Annotated in this window: 29 protein-coding genes and 1 other RNA gene; 20 read left to right on the forward strand and 10 right to left on the reverse strand. The window is 42.8% G+C overall.

The window, feature by feature from the left end; all coding sequences use genetic code 11:
• The 4 genes from AAC854_RS01830 to smpB form a co-directional block, all read right to left on the reverse strand.
• Positions 1–96 (reverse strand): type II toxin-antitoxin system HicA family toxin (locus AAC854_RS01830; RefSeq protein WP_340615708.1); only part of this gene is annotated, 96 nt, incomplete at its 3' end.
• 575 nt (positions 97–671) lie between these two features.
• Complete coding sequence (locus AAC854_RS01835; RefSeq protein WP_340615644.1) at positions 672–1,454, reverse strand: PH domain-containing protein; 783 nt, start codon at positions 1,452–1,454, stop codon at positions 672–674.
• 177 nt (positions 1,455–1,631) lie between these two features.
• Positions 1,632–1,995, reverse strand: a transfer-messenger RNA (tmRNA) gene (ssrA, locus tag AAC854_RS01840).
• A 52-nt stretch (positions 1,996–2,047) separates the two neighbouring features.
• Positions 2,048–2,530 carry an SsrA-binding protein SmpB gene (smpB, locus tag AAC854_RS01845; RefSeq protein WP_340615645.1) on the reverse strand — a complete coding sequence of 161 codons (483 nt, stop codon included), beginning with the start codon at positions 2,528–2,530 and terminating at the stop codon, positions 2,048–2,050.
• A 157-nt stretch (positions 2,531–2,687) separates the two neighbouring features.
• On the opposite strand from smpB, the gene AAC854_RS01850 reads away from it, so the two are divergent.
• Positions 2,688–3,122 (forward strand): type II toxin-antitoxin system RatA family toxin, encoded by a 435-nt coding sequence (locus tag AAC854_RS01850; protein ID WP_047965038.1) that lies wholly within the window; start codon positions 2,688–2,690, stop codon positions 3,120–3,122.
• Positions 3,115–3,408 carry an RnfH family protein gene (locus AAC854_RS01855; RefSeq protein WP_340615646.1) on the forward strand — a complete coding sequence of 98 codons (294 nt, stop codon included), beginning with the start codon at positions 3,115–3,117 and terminating at the stop codon, positions 3,406–3,408. The genes AAC854_RS01850 and AAC854_RS01855 overlap by 8 nt, the downstream gene beginning before the upstream one ends.
• A 66-nt stretch (positions 3,409–3,474) precedes the next feature.
• Here the strand turns inward: AAC854_RS01855 and bamE are convergent, their stop codons facing one another.
• The 3 genes from bamE to nadK form a co-directional block, all read right to left on the reverse strand.
• Positions 3,475–3,819, reverse strand: coding sequence for an outer membrane protein assembly factor BamE (gene bamE, locus AAC854_RS01860; protein ID WP_340615647.1), 345 nt, complete (start codon positions 3,817–3,819; stop codon positions 3,475–3,477).
• A 112-nt stretch (positions 3,820–3,931) separates the two neighbouring features.
• Positions 3,932–5,605 (reverse strand): DNA repair protein RecN, encoded by a 1,674-nt coding sequence (gene recN, locus AAC854_RS01865; RefSeq protein ID WP_340615648.1) that lies wholly within the window; start codon positions 5,603–5,605, stop codon positions 3,932–3,934.
• A 116-nt stretch (positions 5,606–5,721) separates the two neighbouring features.
• Positions 5,722–6,600 (reverse strand): NAD(+) kinase, encoded by an 879-nt coding sequence (nadK, locus tag AAC854_RS01870; RefSeq protein WP_340615649.1) that lies wholly within the window; start codon positions 6,598–6,600, stop codon positions 5,722–5,724.
• Between the two features lie 124 nt (positions 6,601–6,724).
• On the opposite strand from nadK, the gene grpE reads away from it, so the two are divergent.
• The gene (grpE, locus tag AAC854_RS01875; RefSeq protein ID WP_273548091.1) at positions 6,725–7,306 is read left to right on the forward strand and encodes a nucleotide exchange factor GrpE; all 582 of its coding nucleotides are present in this window, start codon (positions 6,725–6,727) and stop codon (positions 7,304–7,306) included.
• A 63-nt stretch (positions 7,307–7,369) separates the two neighbouring features.
• On the opposite strand, the gene ung is transcribed toward grpE, so the two are convergent.
• Positions 7,370–8,050, reverse strand: a complete 681-nt coding sequence (gene ung, locus AAC854_RS01880) for a uracil-DNA glycosylase (protein ID WP_340615650.1) — start codon at positions 8,048–8,050, stop codon at positions 7,370–7,372.
• A gap of 356 nt (positions 8,051–8,406) precedes the next feature.
• Between ung and grcA the strand changes: the two genes are divergently transcribed.
• Both grcA and AAC854_RS01890 read left to right on the forward strand, forming a co-directional pair.
• Positions 8,407–8,790 carry an autonomous glycyl radical cofactor GrcA gene (grcA, locus tag AAC854_RS01885; protein WP_340615651.1) on the forward strand — a complete coding sequence of 128 codons (384 nt, stop codon included), beginning with the start codon at positions 8,407–8,409 and terminating at the stop codon, positions 8,788–8,790.
• Between the two features lie 268 nt (positions 8,791–9,058).
• Complete coding sequence (locus AAC854_RS01890) at positions 9,059–10,174, forward strand: Tle-like phospholipase domain-containing protein (RefSeq protein ID WP_340615652.1); 1,116 nt, start codon at positions 9,059–9,061, stop codon at positions 10,172–10,174.
• A 94-nt stretch (positions 10,175–10,268) separates the two neighbouring features.
• Here AAC854_RS01890 and srmB read toward each other — a convergent pair whose 3' ends face one another.
• Entirely contained in the window at positions 10,269–11,609 is a 1,341-nt protein-coding gene (gene srmB / locus AAC854_RS01895; RefSeq protein WP_340615653.1) for an ATP-dependent RNA helicase SrmB, read from the reverse strand.
• A 142-nt stretch (positions 11,610–11,751) separates the two neighbouring features.
• Here srmB and AAC854_RS01900 point away from each other — a divergent pair, with 142 nt between their 5' ends.
• The 12 genes from AAC854_RS01900 (at position 11,752) to acpS (ending at position 22,317) form a co-directional block, all read left to right on the forward strand.
• On the forward strand, positions 11,752–12,552 hold the full coding sequence (locus tag AAC854_RS01900) for a tRNA1(Val) (adenine(37)-N6)-methyltransferase (protein WP_340615654.1): 801 nt from the start codon (positions 11,752–11,754) through the stop codon (positions 12,550–12,552).
• 371 nt (positions 12,553–12,923) lie between these two features.
• Positions 12,924–13,499, forward strand: coding sequence for an RNA polymerase sigma factor RpoE (gene rpoE, locus AAC854_RS01905; RefSeq protein WP_340615655.1), 576 nt, complete (start codon positions 12,924–12,926; stop codon positions 13,497–13,499).
• A 31-nt stretch (positions 13,500–13,530) separates the two neighbouring features.
• Positions 13,531–14,172: an anti-sigma-E factor RseA gene (rseA, locus tag AAC854_RS01910; protein ID WP_340615656.1), complete on the forward strand. Its 642-nt coding sequence runs from the start codon at positions 13,531–13,533 to the stop codon at positions 14,170–14,172.
• Positions 14,172–15,131: a sigma-E factor regulatory protein RseB gene (rseB, locus tag AAC854_RS01915; protein ID WP_340615657.1), complete on the forward strand. Its 960-nt coding sequence runs from the start codon at positions 14,172–14,174 to the stop codon at positions 15,129–15,131. Before rseA ends, rseB begins: the two co-directional genes overlap by 1 nt.
• Positions 15,131–15,595, forward strand: a complete 465-nt coding sequence (gene rseC, locus AAC854_RS01920) for a SoxR-reducing system protein RseC (RefSeq protein WP_340615658.1) — start codon at positions 15,131–15,133, stop codon at positions 15,593–15,595. The genes rseB and rseC overlap by 1 nt, the downstream gene beginning before the upstream one ends.
• Positions 15,596–15,807: 212 nt before the next feature.
• A complete protein-coding gene (gene lepA / locus AAC854_RS01925; RefSeq protein WP_340615659.1) occupies positions 15,808–17,604 on the forward strand; it encodes a translation elongation factor 4 in 1,797 nt (598 codons plus the stop codon).
• Positions 17,605–17,624: 20 nt separating this feature from the next.
• Positions 17,625–18,596: a signal peptidase I gene (lepB, locus tag AAC854_RS01930; protein WP_340615660.1), complete on the forward strand. Its 972-nt coding sequence runs from the start codon at positions 17,625–17,627 to the stop codon at positions 18,594–18,596.
• 211 nt (positions 18,597–18,807) lie between these two features.
• Complete coding sequence (gene rnc, locus AAC854_RS01935) at positions 18,808–19,488, forward strand: ribonuclease III (RefSeq protein ID WP_273546690.1); 681 nt, start codon at positions 18,808–18,810, stop codon at positions 19,486–19,488.
• Positions 19,485–20,390, forward strand: a complete 906-nt coding sequence (era, locus tag AAC854_RS01940; protein WP_340615661.1) for a GTPase Era — start codon at positions 19,485–19,487, stop codon at positions 20,388–20,390. The genes rnc and era overlap by 4 nt, the downstream gene beginning before the upstream one ends.
• A gap of 9 nt (positions 20,391–20,399) precedes the next feature.
• Entirely contained in the window at positions 20,400–21,137 is a 738-nt protein-coding gene (recO, locus tag AAC854_RS01945) for a DNA repair protein RecO (RefSeq protein ID WP_340615662.1), read from the forward strand.
• A gap of 68 nt (positions 21,138–21,205) precedes the next feature.
• Entirely contained in the window at positions 21,206–21,937 is a 732-nt protein-coding gene (gene pdxJ, locus AAC854_RS01950; protein WP_340615663.1) for a pyridoxine 5'-phosphate synthase, read from the forward strand.
• Positions 21,937–22,317 carry a holo-ACP synthase gene (gene acpS, locus AAC854_RS01955; protein ID WP_340615664.1) on the forward strand — a complete coding sequence of 127 codons (381 nt, stop codon included), beginning with the start codon at positions 21,937–21,939 and terminating at the stop codon, positions 22,315–22,317. The genes pdxJ and acpS overlap by 1 nt, the downstream gene beginning before the upstream one ends.
• Positions 22,318–22,319: 2 nt before the next feature.
• On the opposite strand, the gene AAC854_RS01960 is transcribed toward acpS, so the two are convergent.
• The gene (locus AAC854_RS01960) at positions 22,320–22,580 is read right to left on the reverse strand and encodes a YfhL family 4Fe-4S dicluster ferredoxin (RefSeq protein ID WP_045973590.1); all 261 of its coding nucleotides are present in this window, start codon (positions 22,578–22,580) and stop codon (positions 22,320–22,322) included.
• Positions 22,581–22,836: 256 nt separating this feature from the next.
• On the opposite strand from AAC854_RS01960, the gene AAC854_RS01965 reads away from it, so the two are divergent.
• The 3 genes from AAC854_RS01965 (at position 22,837) to AAC854_RS01975 (ending at position 25,335) form a co-directional block, all read left to right on the forward strand.
• A complete protein-coding gene (locus AAC854_RS01965) occupies positions 22,837–23,481 on the forward strand; it encodes a hypothetical protein (RefSeq protein ID WP_340615665.1) in 645 nt (214 codons plus the stop codon).
• Between the two features lie 84 nt (positions 23,482–23,565).
• Positions 23,566–24,498 (forward strand): DNA-3-methyladenine glycosylase family protein, encoded by a 933-nt coding sequence (locus tag AAC854_RS01970; RefSeq protein ID WP_340615666.1) that lies wholly within the window; start codon positions 23,566–23,568, stop codon positions 24,496–24,498.
• Positions 24,499–24,681: 183 nt separating this feature from the next.
• Positions 24,682–25,335 carry an HD domain-containing protein gene (locus AAC854_RS01975; RefSeq protein WP_340615667.1) on the forward strand — a complete coding sequence of 218 codons (654 nt, stop codon included), beginning with the start codon at positions 24,682–24,684 and terminating at the stop codon, positions 25,333–25,335.
• Positions 25,336–25,351 lie beyond the last annotated feature (16 nt).

Consider the following 25,351-nt stretch of genomic DNA (forward strand, 5'->3'; position numbering starts at 1 on the left):
GACTCCCGGTTTGGCCAGCGTGACATGACTCCCGTCTTGCCGCATCTTTACCCAACCGTCAGCCATCAGGCGTTTGATTAACTCTGCACTACTCATCAATCCTCCATTGTGTTAGTGTGTAGGTATAATACCCACAAAATCACATGCAGTCAATGAATTTATGGGTATTATACCTATAAATATTAATAGGCAGCGATCCCCTCTTTACCCTGTCATTTATTACCCACCCATAGAGCGCAACCAAACGCACACAGAGACATGCACAATCAGATTGACGCACGTTACGGTTAATTTGGATCACGTTCTTACACTGCATCTCATGCTGCACAATCCCCACGAAATAAACGTAAACCCCACGTAAAACGGACTACACCGCACCCGCCTGCACGTTTTGGATCAAAAAGTTTTTTCAGTTTGAAAATCCTACAAACGGTATCGCCAGACCGCGCCAGCACTGGCGGCGTGGGAAAAATCCCGAACTGAAAGGAGTGAAAAAATTTTCAGGTAATTTCAGTTTTTGGATCGTGGGATGGATCGCAGGTAAAAATCAATGTGATGATATTAAAGGAAAAATTCCATTTTACGTGAGATTAGTGGATCACCAAGCAAAGCCGCATCAGGTTACAGAATTCAGGGTTTATGCGGCTTTGAGGATAGTGGGGAACTGAAATTTATTGAGATTGATTGTTAGTTGGCAATGCTGCTAATAGTGCTTGTTTTTGAGTGGAAAAATCTTTTTTGGTAATGGTGCCATCATTAACGAAGTCATTCAATCTATCCAAATTCTCACATAACGTTTTTATGTTTACCGTAGCTAAACTCTTATCAAGATTTGATTCCAAGATATAATTTTTAAGAATGTTAAATTCTTTGTTATTGATAGCTTCTGAGAAATCTTTTAGCTCTTCAATGAGTTCTAATTTCTCTACTAACGAACTGGTGTCCAGAACTGATGATTTGAATTTATTTGACTTTGGAATATCAGCTTCAGATTGTTGCTCGGCATCTTGTGATGATGGTTTGCTATATGACCCAGTCTCATGAGCAACTAGCAATTCGTTCAAGTGTGATAGGAAGCTAGCAAGTACTTTCTTCTCTATATTGTTGAATACATAGCCTTGATAGTTAACACTCAAAGTGAGTGTTGAAAATAATAAGCCTTTTTTATCTTCACATCCGTTTATTGATTCTAAGGGAAACTTATCATGATGCACTTTTTTAAAAAGGCTTATTCTTATGAAATGAAGATTTTTGTTGGTCAGTAAGATTAATGTGCCTTTACTACCGTTTAGATCACCTGCCAGAACTGCAATAGGTTGCTCATTCATCCCTAAGTTTCTAATCACGTAAAGAAATTCTTTTTTTCTTCTTGATAAACCTACAGAACTATCACCAGATAGTTTATTTAGTTCTGCTAGTAAATCAGAGTCAGATGCTGTTTTGTAATTGATCATGTGAATCATCCTTTAGATAAATATCCGATATACACAAAAACTACTACTCATTGGAGTTGGCTAAAAACAGCTCAGTTAGAAGAATAAAACTGTAAGGCGTAAAAAATTTCTATCGCCATTTTGCCGCCATTGCCAAACAAAAAGGGGCTGCGTTTTCACGCAACCCCTTGTTTTATTTGGTGGAGCTGGCGGGAGTTGAACCCGCGTCCGAAATTCCTACATCCTCGGTACTACATGCTTAGTCTGGTCTTTACATTCGCTTGCCAGCTGCGGACAGACACGCCACTAACAAACTAGCCTGATTGGATTTAACGCTTCAACCCCAGGCAAGGCATCCACGCGATCTCTTTTTGGTTTGACCTCTCTTGATCCCCGTCCTAAGAGCGGAGGCTAGGGAGAGAGGGCTCTGCGCAGGTTATTAAGCTGCCAGTGCGTAGTTTTCGTCGTTTGCGACTATTGTTTTGCGGCTTTTTACGAGGCCAACCGCCCCTCGGCATGCACCTTGGGTTTCGCGAATCCCGTCGAATCCAGAATCAGCCCCAAAAGTGTGTTAAACGCAAGTATATCAGAATATTGAGCAAGAATGCCAGTAATTAACGCCCTGAATTCTTCATAATTCGCGCTTTGTCTAATTTCCACTCACGTTCTTTAATATCTGAACGTTTATCGTGCGCTTTTTTACCTTTTGCAACGCCAATTTTGATTTTGCACCAAGCATTTTTCCAATACATGGAAAGCGCGACGATGGTATAACCTTCGCGATTGATTCGACCATATAATGAGTCAAGTTCACGCTTGTTAAGTAATAGTTTGCGTGACCGTGTCGGATCACAAACTACATGGGAAGAAGCAACATTCAGTGGCGTTATTGTGGCACCAAAAAGATAAGCATCGCCATCTTTGAGTAAAACGTAACTCTCACTAATGTTAGCCTTGCCAGCGCGCAGTGATTTGACTTCCCAACCTTGTAGGGATAAGCCTGCTTCGAATTCTTCTTCAATGAAGTATTCGTGGCGGGCTCGCTTATTCATGGCAATTGTTGCCGAACTGGGTTTGTGTGCTTTTTTCTTTGTCATAATGCGTTGTATTATACTGTATGCGTTAGTGAAAGAAATCTCTTCTGTATGATATTTAGCGATGAATGCACATTTATTGTTCTAAATGTCATCAGGTTTTTATTTAATCACATTTAAGTGGTATTATTCAGCGCTGTTACGTTTTACAGGAAATGATATGCCTCAGATTAGTCGCTCTGCGCTAGTGCCTTACAGCGTGGAACAAATGTATAAATTGGTCAATGATGTGACTTCTTATCCGGATTTTTTACCGGGGTGTGTGGGTAGCCGTGTAATAAGCAGCAGTAATAATGAAATGACGGCTTCGGTTGAGGTCTCTAAGGCAGGGATCAGTAAGACGTTTGTAACGCGTAATACGTTATTCGATAATCAAAGTATCAAAATGCAGCTTGTTGATGGACCTTTCCGTAAGTTGATGGGAGGGTGGCATTTTATTCCACTAAGTGAGGATGCCTGTAAGGTTGAGCTGCACCTCGATTTTGAATTTACCAATAAGTTGATTGAATTGGCCTTTGGTAAGGTATTCAAGGAATTGGCTGGTAATATGGTGCAGGCTTTTACCCAACGTGCACGTGAGGTTTATAGTGTCTGAGATCAATATCGAAGTCGTTTATGCTCTTCCTGAACGGCAATATCTTTGTAATGTGAAAGTACCGCAGGGAGCAACGGTTGAACAAGCGATTGTTGCGTCTGGTCTTTTGACATTACGTAATGATATCGATTTGACTAAGAATAAAGTTGGCATTTATAGCCGACCAGCCAAACTGACAGATACGCTGGAAGAGGGTGACCGTGTAGAGATTTATCGCCCTCTCATTGCTGATCCCAAAGAAATGCGGCGTAAGCGAGCAGAACGCGCTAAAAATAATGCTCAATAATACCTGTCAAAAGTTGACTTATTCGCCAGAACTATACTGGACTGGCGAATAAGTAAAGCCCACATCTCATTTATTTTCAGGCAGTGATTTTTCGTTCTTGATATCGGTCAGCGCACCTTTGCCATCAAAGGTAAGTGTTAAGGTTTCCTGAGTGGCTTTTTCGTGACCTGGTTGCTGGCGGAAAATGTAATACCAAGTCTGGCTTCCGAACGGATCAGTTAGCATTGGGGTTCCCAAAGTGTAAGCGACTTGCTGCTGAGTCATCCCTTTCTGTATTTTTGATACCGCAGCCGGCGTCAGGTAATTCCCTTGATTAATATCAGGATGATAAACAATTCGCTCAAACGTAGAGCAACCCGCAGTCAGCATAACAAGTGATACAGTAGCGGCAGTCAATAATTTACAGCGCATAGTGATTACATTCCTTTAGGAGTTAAGCCGTCGATAATAATAAACATTGAAGAGATTGAAAACCTCTACGCGTTTACCTATGACTTCAATTATACAAAAAAGTTGTATTAATTTATGCCGCTAACAGCTCTTTTGCATTAGCCAGTGTATTTTTTGTCACTTCACTCCCTGCCAAAAGCCGCGCCAGTTCTTGGAGTCGTGCTTTTTTATCCAATAGTTGCATTTGGGTTTCTGTCTCTTCTCCGTCAGTCTGCTTACTAACGTAAAAGTGTTGGTGTCCACATCCTGCCACTTGTGGTAAGTGAGTGACGCACATAACTTGGGTTGATTCTCCCAATTCACGCAGTAGGCGACCGACGATTGTTGCCGTTGGGCCACTGATACCAACATCAACTTCGTCGAAGATGAGGGCAGGTGTTTCCATTTTTTTCGCGGTAATTACCTGAATAGCCAGTGCAATACGGGATAGCTCACCACCCGATGCCACTTTTGCCAGTGATTGGTGAGGTTGTCCGGGGTTGGTTGTTACATTGAATTCAACTTTGCTGGCACCGTCAATGTTTAAATGCTCCGGTTCAAAGGTGATATCAATCGTGAAACGACCATGAGGCATGGAAAGTTGGTGCATGCTACTTGTTATCAGATGGCTTAATTCTACAGCGTATTTCTGGCGAACATGGTGCAGTTTTTCTGCTACGGTCAGAGCCTGCTGGTAGTGCAGGCTGACGAGTTCACTCAGATGAGCACAATCATCTTCTTGTTGGGATAACTGATGCTGTTCTTCCAGCAATTGCTGATGCAGGGCAGGCAGCTCTTCCGGTGCCACGTGGTGTTTACGTGCCATACTGATTTGCTGGGAAATTTTCTGTTCCAGCTCGAATAAACGGTTAGGATCCAGTTCCAATTGATCACTGTAATGGCGCAATTCATCACTGACTTCATTGATTTGGATAGCAGCTTCTTCCAACATGTTAAGTAAACTACTGAGCTTGTGATCCATGCCCGCAAGTTCTGTAAGTTCATTTCGTGCATAGCTGAGGAGGCTGACAATGTTTTGCTCATCATTATCGCTTAAGATCTGGAGAATGTTCTGGCTGACTGACAAGAATTGCCCACAGTTTGCCAGCCGTTTATATTCGCTGTCTTGCTCTTGGTAATCCCCTTGTTGTGGTGACAGCTCATTTAGTTCTTTCAGATGATATTCCAGCAATTGCTGACGCGACCGGCGCTCAAGGGCCTGTTGCTGGAATTGTGAGAGAGCCTGACAACTTTGTTTCCATTGTTGGTACGCCAGTTTCATTTCATGTTGGAGTTCAAAGTCGTCCGTATAGATATCCAGTAAACGTCTCTGATGGCGGTTTTCTAACAGTAATTGATGAGCATGTTGCCCGTGAATTTGAATCAGATGTGAACCTAATTCACGTAACTGGGAAAGTGGCACGGCAGTACCGTTGATGAAACCACGAGAGCGCCCATCCGCAGTAATCGTGCGACGCAGCAGGCACTCATTGTTGTCATCAAAACTTTCATCAAGCTGATGGTCTTCGAGCCACTTACGTGCAGAAGGGGCATCTGTCAGTGAAAAACGGGCACAAAGATCGGTACGGGGAGCACCCGAGCGAACCATATTGGCTTCGCCACGATTGCCAAGACATAAACCCAACGCATCGATAGCGATGGATTTACCGGCTCCGGTTTCTCCTGTAATTGCCGTCATTCCTGAGCGGAAATCAATTTCAAGTTCGCGAACGATGGCAAAATTACTGATGGTCAACTGAGTCAGCATTGTGCTCCTCCTGCTGCTTACTGTGTATAAAAACACGTTCCTGTGCATAAAAACATGTCTGTGCTTACATACAGTATAAACTGGTTTTTTATACAGTAAAGTAGGGAGCAGTGTTTTTAGAACATTTTTTTTGACCACCCCAGTTTTGTGCTCAGCGTATTGAAGTAGTTGTAATCTTTCGGGTGAATCAAATGCAGATTATATTCGCTGCGTTTGATAATGACTTCTTCACCATCTTGGATAGGCAGAACGATTTGGCTGTCACAGCTTACTTCGTAATCATTACTGTTTTGAGAAAATTTTAATCGAATGCTACTTTCGCTGCTGATCACGAGCGGGCGTGCTGAAAGTGTGTGCGGAAACATTGGCACCAGCACGATGGCATTTAAGTTTGGTGTTAATATTGGCCCTCCGGCAGATAAAGAGTAGGCGGTGGAACCTGTAGGGGTTGCTATGATTAAGCCATCTGAACGTTGGGAAAAGGCAAAACGTTCATCAATATAAACTTCGAACTCAATCATATGGGCAACTTTACCCGGATGTAATACCACTTCGTTCAGGGCTGTGCTGCGCCGGGCTTTTTGTCCTTTTTTCGTGACCTGAGCTTCAAGTAGAAAACGTTTTTCATCCCGATATTCGCCGTCCAAAACTTCAGAGAGCTGTTGTAAAGCATTATCGGGATCTAAATCAGTCAGAAAACCTAAATTACCCCGATTGATACCAATGACTTTGATATCATAGCGTGACAGCACTCTGGCAGCACCAAGCATGTTGCCATCTCCACCGACAACAATCACCAGATCGGCAATTTTGCCGATTTCTGTCAGCCCTCCGGTTTGAGCACCCTTCAATCCAATATCTTTTGCAACCTGCCTGTCCACAATAACGCAATAACCTTTAGATACTAGCCAATGGTAAAGTATTTCATGGGTGGCCAGTGCTTCAGGATGACGTGGACGACCGACAATACCGATGCATTTGAATTCATTATTCATTGCTGTTATTTCCTTCAGCATATGGTTTTGCCCTCACAATATGATGTGTTCCCTTGAATCCCGCGTATTGATCCCCATAATAAGCTGGAATGGCGAAGATAATACAAAATACGCGGAGATATTCATGAGTAGTAAAGACCAAAAAGTACCTGACGAGCAAGTCTCAGAAAATACAGAAAATGTATTAGAGGAACAAATTAGTACAGCACAGGCAGACGCGCCAGAGACCGAAAATGTTGTTGACCCGCGTGTTGCCGAGCTGGAAGAACAGTTGAAACAGGCTCAGGTTAACGAACGTGATGCTATGCTGCGTGCTCGTGCTGAAGTGGAAAATATTCGCCGTCGTACCGAGCAGGATGTAGAAAAAGCACATAAGTTCGCATTGGAAAAATTTGCTAATGAACTCCTGCCTGTAATCGACAATCTGGAACGTGCGCTAGATGTTTCTGATCGTGCCAATGAATCATTGCAACCTATGATTGAAGGTATTGAACTGACGCTGAAATCTTTTATTGATGCAGTGGGTAAGTTTGGTATTGAAGTTGTTGGTGACACCAATGTGCCTTTCAATCCTGAAGTACATCAGGCGATGACCATGATGGAATCTGATCAGCATGAACCGAATCACGTCATGTTGGTGATGCAGAAAGGTTATACCTTGAATGGTCGTTTACTGCGTCCTGCAATGGTTGCAGTTTCTAAATAAGTTACGGTATTCCGTGATGTAATGCCGCCATCCAGAGGCGGCATTTTTGTAGGCAGAGCACGATTATTGAGGTAACTGAGGTGTCCAATCGATTGGGGACAATCCTTGTGTTTCCAGCAAACTATTGGCTTGTGAAAAATGTCTGCAACCTAAAAAACCGCGATGTGCTGACAATGGTGAAGGATGAGGTGCTTTCAGCACATGATGGCGTTGGGTGTTAATAAAATGGCCTTTTTTCTGGGCATGAGAACCCCAAAGCAGGAAAATAACCCCGCTACGATGTTCGTTGATTGCTGCAATGACTTTATCGGTGAAGGTTTCCCATCCCAAATTCGCATGGGAATGTGCGTTGCCGCGCTCAACAGTCAGCACGGTATTGAGCAATAACACCCCTTGTTTTGCCCAACTGATCAGGCAACCGTGATTAGGGCGGGTAAATCCAGCAATATCCGATTCCAGTTCTTTGTACATATTGACAAGAGAAGGTGGTGCCGGAATGCCGGGTTGTACTGAGAAAGCCAGTCCGTGGGCTTGATTCGGGCCATGATAAGGATCTTGCCCCAAAATAACCACTTTTACGTCAGCCAATTCGGTATAGCGGAATGCGTTGAAAACATCCTGTTGCGGTGGATAAATGGTTTTTCCAGCCTGACGTTCGTTGGCAACATAAGCCATTGTATCAACGAAATAAGGCTGTTTCTTTTCATTGCCGATGACATCGTGCCATGTGAGAGGTGCGGACATAACCAATCCCTTTCTATATGATTATCAGATGGACTTAAGCTTACCGATTCCCTTGGCATAGGGAAACCCTAGGATTCCAATCCAAGTTTAATTTATAGAATGAAAATCTGTTTTTATAAATTATTTTGAAAATTTATAAAAATAATTTCATGCGATTTGTGTAAAAAAGATATTTAAAAACAATAAATTATGATTTTTATGATAATAACCTTATAAAATTAGTTGATTTCAATCAAAGAATCTTCTCATTTGTATTGGTATACAGGAAATCAAGAATGATGGTTGATTAAGCGCCTATCCGATTAGGCTCTAAGTAATGGTTTAATTAAATAACCAAGATGATGTTGGAGGTATAAATGATTACGGGGATTCAAATTACCCAATCTGACAACGCTGCATTGATGAATTCTTTTTGGCTGTTGGATGATGAAAAAAATGAAGCACGTTGTATCTGCGCGAAAGCAGATTACGATGAAGGCCAGATTGTTGCCAAAGATGAATTGGGGCAATTTGAATATCGAGAAATTCCGCTGGAAGTGAAACCGGCTGTGCGTGTAGAAGGGGGACAGCATCTGAATGTGAATGTTCTTCGTCGTGAAACGCTGGAAGATGCGGTGAAGCACCCTGAGAAATACCCTCAACTCACTATCCGTGTTTCTGGTTATGCAGTGCGTTTTAATTCACTGACGCCAGAACAGCAGCGTGATGTTATTGCCCGTACTTTTACAGAAAGTCTGTGATTTTTGCCTAATTTCAGGCAGCTAAGGCTGCCTGATTATTTATAATTGTTCACTTCTACCCGTCCTTTAATTATGCAAGCCTGCCCGGCGTTATCTCTGCGTGTAAAATCATTTTTTTTATCTAACTTCGTAATTTTATTTCTTTTATTCGTTACAAACAAAATTGTTAGTTAAAAATTAAATTTGTTATAAAGGTGTTAATTTTTCTGCCGATAGAGAGTTTGGAGTTTTGATTACCTCTAACCTGAACAATCTGTAGGAGAATTTTATGACTTTATCAGTAACTACCCGTTTTTTAAGTGAACCAGGGATCTATTCATTAGAAGGAAATTCTCTGCAACCTCAATCTAATTCTCCAACCGAATCATTACCAGATAAAGCCGAGCGCATTTCTGCATCACCCATTTCGCTGTCAGAAAACACCAAGCAATCTAATGCACTGTATCAATCATTGATCAATGATCTCAGTGCTCGTGCGATGGAATCGCCCATATTGACAGCCAATGATATTGCAGGAAAACAGTCTAAGTTTATTGACTATAACCTGACATTGGTTACCCGTGATGTTTACCGCGAGCAAAGTTTAGGAATTCCTGGTTTTGAACGCTTGTCTGATGATGATTTATCACAAGCAGGTATTGATCCTGATACGTTGAATGATTATTCAACAGGATTTCAAGCAGGGGTATACAAACATCAGGGGTTATATATTGTTTCTTTCACCGGCTCGAACGAGTTGAAAGATTTCATGGTAAGTATTCGTCAGGGGCTTGGCTACAATGAAAAACAATATAACCAGGCGTTGGAGTTAGCGCACAAATCATTAAAAGTATTTGGTGAAAATATCATGTTCACGGGGCATTCCTTAGGGGGCGGATTGGCAACAGTAGCTGCACTGGCAACAGGAAAACCCGCAGTTATTTATAATGCTGCTGGCGTTTCAGACCCCACGCTGAAACGTATGGGGGTATCGCCTGAGGTTGCTCGTGAATTGGCCGACAGTGGTTTGGTACGCCATTATTCTGTTCAATACGATTGGTTGGGGGATTTGCAAAAAGCATTGCCGGTTCCTCAACCTATGGGTAACACAATAGAACTTAAATATGAATTAGGAAGTATGTGGGATTCCATTCTGCCTCATCGATATGGGTTGCATTCATTTAAGGCGCACTTTTTGGAGGCTGTATTGGAATTAATGACGGAACAGAAGCCCTGGTTGAATAATGGCGAAGCCATGTTGGCGTCAACTGATGCGACAGATGAGGAAATGCTTGCATTGAATATGCCGTCTTTGCACTCATTGGCGATGACTATGGGTGAACCTGCAATTCGAGAACAATTTGAGGAAGCTTATCAGCAAATTACATCACAAAGAAGTAGCTGAAATTAAGCAATGTAATGCTTGAATCATGCTCAAATGATGTAAGTAGAGAGGCGAAGTCAACTCATATTCAATGACTTCGCCTGTATTGAGATAATTAATCGTTGCCAGATTCAATTACTTCTGGCTTGGGTTTACCAGAAGAAACGCGGCGTTTCCCGATGTTTTTGCTGTCACGATGACGAACTTTTACTCGTTTTTTCTGCGTGTCTTCTGATTTTCTCTTCTCTTTGCGTTTTTCCAACACTTTTTTAGAAGGTTTATAACTTTTTTTCTCACTTGGCGCTTTGGTTTGCGGGCGAAGCTCATCGACAACCCGTATTTTCAAAGGCTCTTGGAGATAACGGCTAATTTTACCCAGCAGAGGATGATCGTGAGATTCAACCAGAGCAATGGCAGTCCCTTTACGGCCGGCACGGGCTGTACGGCCAATCCGATGCAGGTAAACATCCGCAGTGCGGGGTAAATCAAAGTTAAAGACGTGGCTGACGTTTTCAATATCTAATCCACGGGAAGCGACGTCTGTTGCAACCAGAATCTTGACTTTGCCATCATTCAGCCGCTTCACGGCATCTGTGCGCTTGGCCTGTACCATTTCACCTTCAAGGAAACTGGCTTGAATTCCTGCCTGACTCAGCCAGTCAACCAGTTCACGTACACGTTCACGTTTGCGTACGAACACAATGGATTTTGTAACATCAGGCTGTTGAAGAAGGTTGCATAACAGGGCTGTCTTATGCTCTAACGTATCAGCACGGTAATAAAATTGCTGGATTTTCTTGCGTTCGCGACGAGAAGGCTCTGCATCAATCTCAACAGGATCAGTTAACAGGCGCTCGGCAAAATCACGGATGGATTCACCTTCCAGTGTGGCGGAAAATAACAGTGTTTGTTTACGCCAGCGGGTTTCACCCGCAATGGTTTCGACATCATTGGCAAATCCCATATCCAGCATGCGATCAGCTTCATCAAGGATCAACGTTTCCACAGCACGACAGTCGAAGTTTTCTTCTTTGATGTATTGCAGCAGACGTCCTGTCGTTGCGACAACAATATCCTGATTCTCACTGAATACTTCTGCGTGATTCATATAGGCAACGCCGCCAGTGATTGTGGCGATATCTAAATGAGTGTGAGCTGCAAATTCTTTTGCTTGTTCTGCAACTTGCATTGCCAGTTCACGGGTTGGAGTCAGAATCAGGATACGCGGAGGCCCTGATTTTTTACGGGGAAAATCGAGTAAATGCTGTAATGCCGGCAACAGGTAAGCGGCGGTTTTACCTGTGCCGGTTGGGGCTGAGCCAAGGACATCCCGCCCATCCATGGCAGCAGGAATGGCTGCCGCTTGAATTGCTGTCGGGCGTTCGTAGCCTTTATCATTCAGTGCATCAAGCAGGGATTCATCAAGTTGGAATTCAGAAAAGTTTGTCGCAGTCATTATATACCTCTGTTTGGGCCGCCGATTATAAACAGGTTGGGCACATTCTTCATCCTATAAAACATCCTATAAGGAGGTTGCTTTTATCCGCGAGTCATAAGATTTATGCTATGAGAAACTTTTATTTCAGCAGATATAACTCATGGCATCGATAGATAAACCCGTTTTTCGCCGCGGTGGCTTTACATTTAAACAGTTTTTTGTTGGACATGATAAATGTGCGATGAAAGTCGGAACGGATGGTGTGCTGTTGGGAGCCTGGGCACCAGTATATAACAAGAAAAGGTGTCTGGATATTGGGTGTGGCAGTGGTTTGATTGCATTGATGTTAGCTCAGCGCACAGGAGAGCAGACTGTGATTGATGCGGTAGAACTGGATACTTCTGCTGCAATGCAGGCGATTGATAATATACAGCAATCGCCGTGGTTTTCCCGTATTACGGTACATCAGCAGGATATCCATGACTTTGTGCGGCAGCATGTGGAACAAAATGGGTTACAGGAACGTGGTTTGCAGCAAGACCACGGTTTGCAGCAAAACAGCACCCAATATGATTTAATTGTCAGTAATCCTCCCTATTTTGAACCTTCTATTGCATGTCGAAATGAAGCTCGCAATCAGGCTCGTTATACGGAATCATTGACACATCAGGGATTATTGGCGTGTGTACGGGAATTGATTGCACCTACAGGGCTGTTTTGCGTGGTTCTGCCTTATGATATTGGTGAACAATTTGAAAAGATGGCAGTAGGGTTAGGGTGGTTTACTCATTTTCGTGTCAACATTCGTGACAGACGGGATAAGCCGTTGCATCGCCTGTTGCTGGGATTATCTCTGCATGGGCAGCAAAATCAGGTAAGTGAATTAACGATTCGCGCCTTGGATGGCGCGTATTCAGATGAATTTCGTCAGTTAATAACAGATTTTTATATTTATTATTGATAAGGTTAGCAATATTAGAGTGATGAGGCTGGTTAAAGCAATATTTTCTTTTCTCGCATTAAAATCACGTGTCCTGTGAAATAGGGACTATGATTTGTACTATATGCACTTATATATGATGCACTTAATATGCCCAATAGTTTTCTGGTCGCTATGTGATGATAAGATAAAACCATAAATAAATATCAATATCAAAGAGATAAAAGAAGTGAAATACGAAATGACAGGTGGTTGTAATATAAAATTACGGCCAAAGTTGAACTTCACAGTAAATTGATACTCAAAGTCATGCTTGTTCGGGAAAGCAGGACATCATATTGGTTTAAATTAGTACAGAATGTGGAGTTTTACCTCAGGAGAGTGAACCTCGGATGAGCGAGCAGTTAACGGATCAAATGCTGATTGAACGGGTCCAGAAAGGTGATCAAAAAGCATTTAATTTGCTGGTGATAAGATATCAGCACAAAGTAGCGAGCCTGATTGCTCGTTACGTACCTCAAAGTGACGTTCCTGATGTTGCTCAAGAGGTTTTTATCAAGACTTATCGGGCACTTTCTTCTTTTCGGGGCGATAGTGCTTTTTATACTTGGCTGTACCGTATAGCCGTTAACACGGCTAAAAATTATTTGGTTGCTCAGGGGCGTCGTCCTCCATCCAATGATTTGGATGCTAACGATGCAGAAAATTATGATGTGTCAAGTTCATTGAAAGAAATTTCGAACCCTGAGAACTTAATGTTGTCTGAAGAATTAAAGGAAGTGGTTTTCCGTACTATCGAATCGCTTCCGGAAGATTTGCGGGTAGCGATTACGTTGAGGGAGTTGGATGGGTTGAGCTATGAAGAAATAGCCGACATCATGGAATGTCCCGTAGGCACTGTACGTTCACGAATTTTCCGGGCAAGGGAAGCCATTGATAATAAAGTTCAACCACTAATCCAACAGTAGTGGGACAAAACAATTTTAAAGGTACTTTGGCATGCAAAGAGAGAAACTTTCCGCTTTAATGGATGGAGAAGCTCTTGATAGTGAAGTCGTTCATTTGGTCTCCGAAGATACAGCCATGCAGAAGCAATGGGGAAGATACCATCTTGTCCGTGATGTCATGCGTGGCGATGTGGGGGATGTATTACATTTGGATATCGCGAGTCAAGTGGCACTGGCGCTTGAGAAAGAGCCCGTCCAGATTAATCCAGCGGCTGTTCTAGAATCTCAGCCAGAGCCTGAAACATGGGGCAGAATGCCATTCTGGGGAAAAATTCGTCCATGGGCGAGCCAGATTACACAAGTTGGTATTGCTGCATGTGTATCTTTGACTGTGATTATTGGCGTTCAGCAATATAATAGCAGTAGTAGTGTTGACACAGATATTCAATCTGATACACCAGTCTTCAATACATTGCCTGTGATGGGATCAGCTTCCCCGGTAGGTTTGGCGACTCCTGTTGATGATGAAGCCTTCGGTGGTGACCTGAGCATGCAAGTTCGGGAAAGCAATAAGCGTATTGATGCGATGTTGCAGCAATATGAACTTACCAGACGCATTCATTCTGAAAAAAATTACGGTGTTACTCAGATTAATCAGCCAATTGGAGCACAACAACAATCACAGCAACAGTAATGAAACGTATTTGGGTTTTCATTTTTTTATTGGCGGTTAGCCTGTTGAATCCTCTCAAAGCCTCGGCGCAGCAAAGCGGTACCGAGGCTTTGTTGCAGGATATGAATAATGCTGTACAAACGCTGAATTATGAGCTTGGCTTTATCAACATAGGCCAGCAATTCCTGATTCCGTTGCGTTATCGTCATGCCATTATTGGCGGTAAACCTATTGCGCAAATTATACAAATGGGTGGTTCCCGCCGGGAAATCATCCAGCGTGGTGACCAAATCAGCTATTACGAGCCGGGTCTGGATTCATTCAGCTTATATGGCAATCATATTGTCGATTATCTTCCACCGATCATCTTTGCCGATTTTACGCAATTACAAAAGTTCTATCGTTTCATTGATGCCGGCAGTACGCACGTTGGTGATAATCCAGTGAGATTTGTTCGCATCATATCGAAAGATGAATCCCGCTATAGCTATAACCTTCTGATTGATGAGAGAAATCACCTTCCTTTGCTGATTGATTTGTTGGATAAGGATAATATCACCGTTATTGAACAATTTCGTGTTGTGTCGTCAACCGTGAATGACTACATTAAAAACGAGCTGAGTGCGATTACTGATCTGAAATTACCGCCGATGCTGCTCATTCCGCCTTCCGAAAAATGGAAGTTTAATTGGCGAGTTGGGAAAATACCTCAAGGCTTCAATGAAATTTCCCGTACCAGCCGTAAGTTGTCAGAAACAGAATGGTTGGAATCCATCATGTATGGTGATGGATTATTTAATTTTTCCGTAAATGTTGTGACTGCAAACAAAAAGGCCGTTGGGGAACAACCATTTCGGCAAGGCAGGAGAACGGTTTATACTTTGGCCCGCGGTAAAAATAGCATTACCGTTATTGGGGAGCTGCCTTTCACGACTGCTGAGCGGATTGCGGCAAGCGTGACATTTACGGAGGAAAACTGATGGTCAAAGAGTGGGCGACAGTTGTCCGTTGGCGAAAAGGCCGCGCATTATTGCGTTATGGTTCATCTTCAGGTTGTGGTAGTTGTCAGTCCAGAACTACCTGTGGTTCTTATTTATTGGAAAAAATAGGGCCGGAAAGTATTCATCAGTTGGAGTTGGAGATCTCTCAGCCACTTCAGCCGGGGCAGAAAGTTGAAGTGGGCATTCCTGAAAGTAGTTTGTTGCGTTCAGCAATGTTAGTTTATTTAACGCCATTACTGGGGTTATTTTTGGGAGGGGCGCTTTTCCAGTTTTGGACGAGTGACCAGTTATGGATATGTTTAGGGGGAATTGGCGGAGGGTTTGCCGGTTTCTTCATTGCCCGCAAGATTGCTGCGTATTGGGATAACCTGCAAGCTTACCAGCCTGTTGTGTTACAAATTGGTCTGCCGCCCGATACGATTAAGGTTCTACAGCAAGAATAATCTGTTTTACCCTATGAGCTTCAACTTTTTTATCATACTGGAAATCACAAGGTCATACTGAAAACCACAGGCATGACTAGGTTTTCACAGGTTTGGCATGTAGAATACGACTCCTCAAGGCCAGTGGCCGAACCAATAAACTGTCGCTTTATGTCCATCAGTGTGTCCATAGGCGAATGATTCAGAAATATTAAGGCAAAAAAGATTTAATAATGAAGCAAATACGAAATTTCTCCATTATCGCCCACATTGACCACGGTAAGTCCACTCTATCTGACCGGATTATTCAAATCTGTGGGGGGCTGTCAGATCGTGAAATGGCAGCACAAGTACTGGATTCAATGGATCTTGAACGTGAACGTGGCATCACTATCAAGGCGCAAAGTGTAACTCTTGATTACAAGGCAAATGACGGGCAAGTTTATCAGTTGAACTTTATCGATACGCCCGGGCATGTTGACTTCTCTTATGAAGTTTCCCGTTCTCTGGCTGCTTGTGAAGGCGCTTTGCTGGTGGTTGATGCGGGTCAGGGGGTTGAAGCTCAGACCTTAGCTAACTGCTATACCGCCCTCGAAATGGATCTGGAAGTGGTTCCGGTTCTGAACAAAATCGACCTCCCAGCAGCGGAGCCAGAGCGTGTTGCAGATGAAATTGAAGACATCGTTGGCATTGATGCAACAGACGCTGTTCGTTGTTCTGCAAAAACGGGTGTCGGAGTGCAGGATGTTATTGAACGTCTGGTGAAAGAAATCCCGGCACCGGAAGGTACTCCTGATGAACCATTGCAGGCTCTGATTATTGACTCATGGTTTGACAATTACCTTGGCGTTGTTTCACTTATCCGTATTAAAAACGGTACATTGCGTAAGGGTGATAAAGTTAAGGTAATGAGTACAGGTCAGGTATATAACGCCGACCGTCTGGGTATTTTCACGCCGAAGCGTATCGATCGTGACGTGCTGAATTGTGGTGAAGTGGGCTGGCTGGTTTGTGCTATCAAAGATATTTTGGGAGCCCCGGTTGGTGATACGTTGACGACTGCACGTCATCCTGCGGAAAAAGCACTTCCAGGGTTTAAAAAGGTTAAACCGCAAGTTTATGCGGGATTATTCCCTATAAGTTCTGATGATTATGAAGCATTCCGTGATGCGTTGGGTAAATTGAGCTTAAATGACGCTTCATTATTCTATGAACCAGAAAGCTCTACCGCATTGGGCTTCGGTTTCCGTTGTGGTTTCCTTGGCTTGCTGCATATGGAAATCATTCAGGAACGTTTGGAACGTGAATATGATCTCGATTTAATTACGACTGCACCAACAGTTGTTTATGAAGTTGAGACAAATAGTGATGATATTATTTATGTTGATAGTCCATCTAAGTTACCAGCCTTAAATAATATTAAGGAACTGCGTGAACCGATCGCAGAATGTCATATGCTGTTGCCGAAAGAATACCTTGGCAACGTCATTACGCTCTGCATAGAAAAACGTGGTGTACAGACTAATATGGTTTACCACGGTAACCAGGTTGCCCTGACTTATGAAATCCCAATGGCTGAAGTTGTTCTGGACTTCTTTGACCGTTTGAAATCAACATCTCGTGGTTATGCATCTTTGGATTATAACTTTATTCGTTTCCAGCACTCTGACATGGTGCGCGTGGATGTTTTGATTAATGGTGAACGTGTTGATGCGCTGGCATTGATTACTCACCGTGACAACTCACAGTATCGTGGTCGTGAGCTAGTGGAAAAAATGAAAGAACTGATCCCACGTCAGCAATTTGACATTGCAATTCAGGCTGCCATAGGCGCTCATATTATTGCGCGTTCTACTGTCAAACAGTTACGTAAAAACGTACTGGCAAAATGTTATGGTGGGGACGTCAGCCGGAAGAAAAAACTATTGCAGAAGCAAAAAGAAGGTAAAAAACGCATGAAGCAGGTCGGAAATGTTGAACTGCCACAGGAAGCCTTCTTAGCAATTCTGCATGTTGGAAAAGATAATTAACGAGGTTGTAAGGAGTTTAAATGGCTAACACTTTTGCCTTGATCTTAACGCTAGCAACGTTAATTACCGGTATTTTTTGGTGTATAGATCGGTTTAAATTAGCTCCTGAACGCAAGAGAAAACTTGCTCTCATTCAGGAACAGGCGGCAGGCGCAGAAGCTCAGGAATCTTTGGCTAAAGAAATTAATAAACCTTCATGGGTTGATACATTTGCATCTGTCTTTCCGGTGTTAGCCATTGTTTTAGTGCTGCGTTCTTTTGTGTATGAACCTTTTCAAATCCCTTCCGGTTCGATGATGCCAACATTGTTGATCGGGGATTTTATTCTGGTTGAAAAATTTGCCTATGGTCTGAAAGACCCGATTACACAAACAACCTTGATTAAAACGGGTGAGCCCAAGCGTGGAGATATCGCTGTTTTTAAATATCCAGTTAATCCAAGCATTGATTTTGTGAAACGAATCGTTGGCTTACCCGGAGACAGGATTGTTTACGATTATGTCAAAAAAGAGCTTCAGGTTTATCCGGATTGTGGCTGGAATTCTGAATGCAAGGGAACTTTGCCTGTCACTTACCGGGACGTGTTTCCAAGTGAATGGACTATCAAAGAAGATGTAACCCCTGAAGGAATTCGTGTAAGTGGTGTTTATCAAGTACCACTTGATGAAGTCTTGGGGCCTTATACACTCCGCCAAGGGGAACGCGTTGAAAGCTTAGGTAATGTGTCACACCATATTTTGACCATTCCGCCAGCGCAGTCTATACCTCACTATCGTCAGGCAGGTTTGCCACCTGGAGTTTGGGTTGTTCCTGAAGGCCAATATTTCGCGATGGGTGATAATCGTGACAATAGTGCAGACAGCCGGGAGTGGGGATTCGTACCGGAGAAAAATCTGGTAGGCCGTGCAACCGCCATCTGGATGAGTTTTGAAAAACAGGAAGGTGAGTGGCCTACGGGTGTACGTTTGAACCGAATTGGTGGAATTCACTAATATTTATATATTAGCGCAGCATTAATTTATCTCACAGTGTAGAATATTCTTTCAAACGAGATGACTGGTTCCTTATGATGATGGACATCTTAGGGAGCCAGTGCAAACGCAACAGTTTTGTAAGGCCCCCCTATTAATCTTTAGGGATATCGGCCTCACAGGTCTGTTGCGTGTGCTTTTATTTGATGAATTCTAACTGAATTGGTAGCACATGAACTCCATAATAACGAACCGATTACAACGTAAGCTAGGATATAACTTTACACAGCACGATTTATTGCTTCAAGCCTTGACTCACCGCAGTGCCAGCAGTAAGCATAATGAACGTCTGGAATTTCTTGGCGACTCGATCCTGAGTTTTGTCATTGCTAATGCGCTTTACCATCGTTTTCCCCGTGTTGATGAAGGGGACATGAGTCGTATGCGGGCAACATTAGTGCGTGGTAATACGTTGGCAGAACTGGCCAGAGAATTTGAATTAGGTGAATGCCTACGTCTGGGGCCAGGTGAGTTAAAAAGCGGGGGACACCGTCGCGAATCCATTTTAGCGGATAGTATTGAAGCATTAATTGGGGCTATTTTTCTTGATAGTGATATTCAGACAATTGAAAAGATTATTTTGAGTTGGTATGAAACTCGCTTGAATGAAATCAGCCCGGGCGACAAGCAAAAAGATCCTAAAACACGTTTACAGGAATATCTGCAAGGGCGTCATTTGCCGTTGCCTACATATCTGGTTGTTCAAGTTCGTGGGGAAGCACACGATCAGGAATTTACAATTCACTGTCAGGTCAGTGGATTTGAACAACCTGTCAGAGGAGTAGGTTCCAGTCGCCGCAAGGCAGAACAGGCGGCTGCGGAACAAGCATTAAAACAACTGGAGCTTGAATGAGCGAAGAAAAAAACTATTGCGGATTTGTTGCAATAGTCGGGCGACCCAACGTCGGTAAATCGACTTTATTGAATCAGTTATTGGGTCAGAAAGTATCCATTACCTCTCGTAAACCCCAAACGACGCGTCATCGCATCATGGGAATTCATACGGAAGGGGCTTACCAAACCATCTATGTTGATACGCCGGGCCTTCATATTGAAGAAAAACGTGCGATCAACCGTTTGATGAACCGTGCGGCGAGCAGCTCTATTGGTGATGTAGAACTGGTTATCTTTGTTGTGGAAGGTACACACTGGACACCGGATGATGAAATGGTAGTGAATAAGTTGCGTCACTTGCGTTGCCCTGTCCTGCTTGCCATCAATAAAGTGGACAATGTGACAGACAAAACCATTCTCCTGCCACATATCGGTTTTCTTAGCCAACAGATGAATTTCATTGATGTTGTGCCGATCAGTGCAGAAAAAGGCATGAATGTTGATACTGTTGCCAAAATTGTACGCGATCATATGCCACAGGCTGAGCACCATTTCCCTGAAGATTATATTACCGATCGTTCACAGCGTTTTATGGCTTCAGAAATCATCCGTGAAAAGCTGATGCGTTTCTTGGGGGATGAGCTGCCATATTCCGTGACAGTGGAAATTGAACAATTTGTTGCCAATGAACGTGGAGGGTATAAGATCCACGGTTTGATTCTGGTAGAGCGTGATGGCCAGAAGAAAATGGTGATTGGTAATAAAGGCAGCAAAATCAAGACGATTGGTATAGAAGCTCGTCAAGATATGGAAAGGCTGTTTGATGTAAAAGTCCATCTGGAACTGTGGGTAAAAGTAAAAGCGGGTTGGGCTGATGATGAACGAGCGCTGCGTAGCCTCGGTTACATCGACGACTTATAAGGCTGACTTGTGGACGGCTGGCAGAGAGCTTTTGTGCTTCATGGACGCCCTTACAGTGAAACCAGTTTATTACTGGATTTCTTTACTGAAAATGAAGGGCGGGTACGTGTTTTAGCGAAAGGCGCCCGCAGCCGTCGCTCTCATCTAAAAGGTTGCTTGCAACCTTTCACCCCGCTGCTCATTCGCTGGAGTGGGCGGGGGGAAATCAAAACATTACGAGATGCCGAACCTATCTCATTGGCTCTTCCCTTAACGGGGAGCGTACTTTACAGCGGATTGTACGTGAATGAACTCTTATCTAGAGTTCTTGAGCAAGGAATGGCATATCCCGCACTTTTTTTCGATTATCTCCAATGCCTACAAGTGCTCGCGGCGAGTGAATACACGCCGGAATATGCTTTGCGCCGTTTTGAGTTAGCGTTACTGACCAATATGGGATATGGCGTAGATTATCTTCACTGTGCAGGCAGTGGTGAACCTGTTGCGGATGAGATGACTTATCGTTATCGTGAAGAAAAAGGGTTTATTGCCAGTTTGGTTATTGATCACTACAGTTTTACTGGTTATGAACTAAAGGCGCTGGCAGTGGGTGAATTTCCTGATGGTGCGACATTGAAAGCAGCTAAGCGCTTCACTCGCATTGCATTGAAGCCTTATTTGGGCGGAAAGCCACTAAAAAGTCGTGAACTGTTTCGCCAATTTGTACGTAAAAAAACTGATAATCCCAACAAGAAAAATGAAAATTAAAGTAAGTCACTTCTTCATGATGAAGCGTGTAGACTTTACTGAATTTTATATTATTGCAGGAGCTAAAAATGGCTGAGGTATTGTTAGGTATCAACATTGATCATATTGCAACCTTACGTAATGCCCGTGGGACACAATATCCTGATCCCGTTCAGGCTGCATTTGTGGCGGAACAGGCGGGAGCTGATGGCATAACGATTCATCTGCGTGAAGACCGTCGCCACATTACTGACAGAGATGTTCAACTATTAGAAAAAACGATTCAAACTCGCATGAATCTCGAGATGGCTGTAACGGATGAAATGGTTGGTATTGCCACTCAAATTAAACCTGCTTTCTGTTGTTTAGTTCCTGAAAAGCGTCAGGAAGTCACGACAGAAGGGGGATTGGATGTATGTGGGCAAAAAGAACATATTGCTGAGGCTGTCAAGGCTTTATCGGAAGCGGGCATTCTGGTATCTCTGTTTATTGATGCGGATCACCAGCAAATTGATGCTGCTGTTGAAGTTGGAGCACCATTTATTGAGATTCACACTGGTGCGTATGCAGATGCGGAAGACGAGATACAGCAGGAAAAAGAGTTTCAGCGTATCAAAGAAGCTGTAACTTACGCGGCTGGAAAAGGCATTAAAGTCAATGCTGGTCACGGTCTGACCTATCACAATGTACAGCGTATTGCTGCCCTGCCTGAAATTTATGAACTGAATATCGGGCATGCCATCATTGGCCGTGCTGTATTTAGTGGCCTGTCTGCTGCGGTTGCGGATATGAAAACTTTATTGAGAGAAGCACGTCGTTAATGGGCATTATTGGATTAGGCACAGATATTGTTGAAATATCCCGTATTGAGGAAATTATCGGGCGTTCCGGTGAACGTCTGGCAAGGCGTATTTTGAGCGATGGGGAATGGCAACAATATCAACAGCATAATCAGCCAGTCCGCTTCCTTGCAAAACGGTTTGCAGTCAAGGAAGCGGCAGCCAAAGCACTTGGAACGGGTATCCGCAATGGCTTAGCCTTTAATCAATTTGAAGTTATCAATGATCCACTGGGAAAACCCACATTAAAACTTCATGGGGAGGCTAATGTGCTGGCTAATAAACTGAATGTCAGATCTATGCACGTCACACTAGCGGATGAACGTCGTTATGCTTGTGCGACAGTCATATTGGAAAGTTAAATTCAGATTTTATCTGCATGATGTAAGAGCACAAACTTATCCCACAATTGCTCTTCGGTTTCCTGATGGTTAGGATCAAGAATAATAGTATTAGTGATCGGGCAGACAGACTGGCAAGTTGGTTTTTCATAATGCCCGACACATTCAGTACAGCGTTCAGGCTCAATTTCGTAGATCTCCGCACCCATAGTGATAGCCTGATTAGGGCATTCAGGTTCACACATATCACAATTGATGCAGCGTTTGGTAATTAATAGTGCCATTTCAACCTCTTACATAAATTAAGTCTTTTCATTAGAAACTTAATTTTTTCCTGATTTGTTGCTTTAGATCGTCCTTGTTATTCCATACGGTGTATTTTTACAAAAAACGCTCTGGGAGACTATGTTATCACAAAATTTATAGGGGCGTGTTTCCAGCTGGCGCAATGGAGAATATTTGCTGATATTTTTGCCAACAATCCTGTGTAATTATCATGGTATATACTTAGGTATGTTTTAAATTATTTAGAGTAACAATATGATTGAATACATCGTAAAACACGGTAATGACATCGTGAAGGTCTTGGGATCTATTGGTACTTTCATTGGTATTATCTTATCTGTATTAAAGAAGCTTTATGCAGACGTGTGTGTGTTCAGAGAAAGAAAAGCGATAAAGTACATTAAATATTTGAACCAGTATAATAATTACCTTGATGAAGGTGACAAGAATTATCTTAAATATGCGATTGCATCTGAGATAATGTTTGATACCACAAAAATTAAATCTGACAAATTCAGAAAAATATTCATCAAGCTAAAACAAGGTGGGCTAAGTGCTGAATGTATCGCTAACCTGAAAAAGTTGAAGGCGTATGCTGTGTTAGATTCTGGTGTGGTTCAAGTGAAAATTAAGCCATTTTATTATGTTACTTATTGGTTTGAAAAGATATTCTCTATTTACTTTTTTGCATTGGCATTTGTTGTATTGATTGCGTTTTTATTAAAAGCTGATGTTTTTACTAATACGGTAGGAGGCGTTTTCGATTTTCTCCTGATTATTTTAAGCATGATGTTATTTATGGGTATTGGGATTTACCTATTGGTATTAAGTCCATCAAAATATCAAATTAAAGAACTGAATGATGAATTAATTCAATATAAAATTGATGATGTTTTGTAGTTTAGGTTTGTGAATTTGCCATTGTATTGTAACTTGAAGCCTGTTACATATTCATCTCAATTATGTAAGTTCCGGAGTTTTTTAATGAAGGCAAGCGGTTTTATGGAAAACGGGTTTATAGAAAATGGTTTTATAGAAATAGTATTACCAACTAATTATCACACGAAGGATTTTTTGGCTTTTCATCAAAGGGATGAAATGGAAGTTTCTGAAATCGTGCAACAGAATAAAATCAAAAAGGGAATGGTCTGGCAGGAACACCCGGCTCTCCTGACAATAGCGCTTGGAAAGAATAAAGCACGTATACAGCTTGATATTGATAGCGATGAGGATCTTTGCTCAGATGAAACATTATCTGCGCTGGCTTCACACATGTTAGGGTTGAAGCAGCCTGTCGAATTGTTTGAATCCATATATCAGGATCATCCTGTTATTGGCGATTTGGTTACCAGACAAACGGGTTTACGCATTTATCAGTCAGCCACACCTTTTGAAGCACTAAGTTGGGCAATCATTGGCCAACAGATCAGCGTAAGTGCAGCAATTTCTATTCGACGGCGTTTTATTCAGGCAATCGGCATCCAGCACTCTTCAGGATTATTGTGCCATCCGACTCATAAACAGGTCATTCAGTATTCTGAACAGGATCTGCGTCAGTGTGGTTTTTCCGTAGGTAAAGCCAATGCCTTGCTGAATGTTTGTCGGCTTATCGATTCTGGCGAGTTGGCGTTGGATATTCCAGCGGGGGAAAATGAAATCAACTGTCTGACGGATAATTTACTTGCCATCAAAGGCATCGGCATGTGGACAGTTAATTATGCTTTGCTGCGGGGGCTTAATTATCTGAATGGTTCACTGCATGGTGATGTTGCGGTAAGGCGTAATCTCCAATATTTGCTTAAGCAAGAAGATAAAGTGGGCGCGGCTCAGGCAGAAGAATGGCTGGCAGGTTTTTCTCCCTGGAAGGCTCTGGTAGGTGCACATTTATGGCGACAACAGTCCAGTAGTGGGTATTAATTAATACCACTCCAATCCCTTGTTTCTCTTTGAAAGCAGGAAAATCATTAGCCGAAATGCTAAAGGCGATGTGGGTATAATCCCTTGCAGGTTTGGCTTCATCACAAGAAAGGCAAAGCCACAGTTCTCTAAGAATTAGGTAAGCGCCATTATGATATTTCCATTTATTGAGAGGTTTTGACCATGTTACTTTTTTCACCATTTGAAAAGCTAGCTCAGCAACTTTTACCCATGGCAATAGAAGGTGATGATGGTGCTCATGATGTTGCCCATCTTTATCGGGTATGGAGAAATGCGAAGCAAATTTGTGAAGCGGAGTCTGGTGATTTACGGTTGGTGTTTGCTGCTGTGTTATTACACGATTGTGTGAATGTTGAAAAAAATGCCCCAAACCGACACCTTGCTTCACGCATGGCAGCAGAAAAAGCAGCATTAATATTGGAAGAGTTGGGGTGGAATGAAGAGGATATTACTGCCGTCGGCCATGCTATTGAAGCGCATAGTTATTCAGCAGGGTTAACGCCCAAAACATTGGAAGCTAAAATTGTGCAGGATGCAGATCGGCTGGATTCCATTGGTATGGTTGGTATTGGGCGCTGTTTTTATATTGCAGGGCGTATGGGGTCTTCACTGTATGATTTCCACGATCCTTTGGCAAAACACCGGGAATATAATGACAGGGCTTATACTATCGATCATTTTTATACCAAGCTACTTAAAATAGAGGCCGGATTTCAGACTGCATCGGGCAGGAAAATGGGCAGTGAAAGGACAGCACGCATGAAACTATTTCTTGATGCTTTTCTGGATGAAATTCAGGTTGAATCAGCAAATTGAGATGAGTAAACAATAT

Origin of the sequence: Xenorhabdus entomophaga (assembly GCF_037996725.1) — a bacterium.
Classification (GTDB): domain Bacteria; phylum Pseudomonadota; class Gammaproteobacteria; order Enterobacterales; family Enterobacteriaceae; genus Xenorhabdus; species Xenorhabdus khoisanae.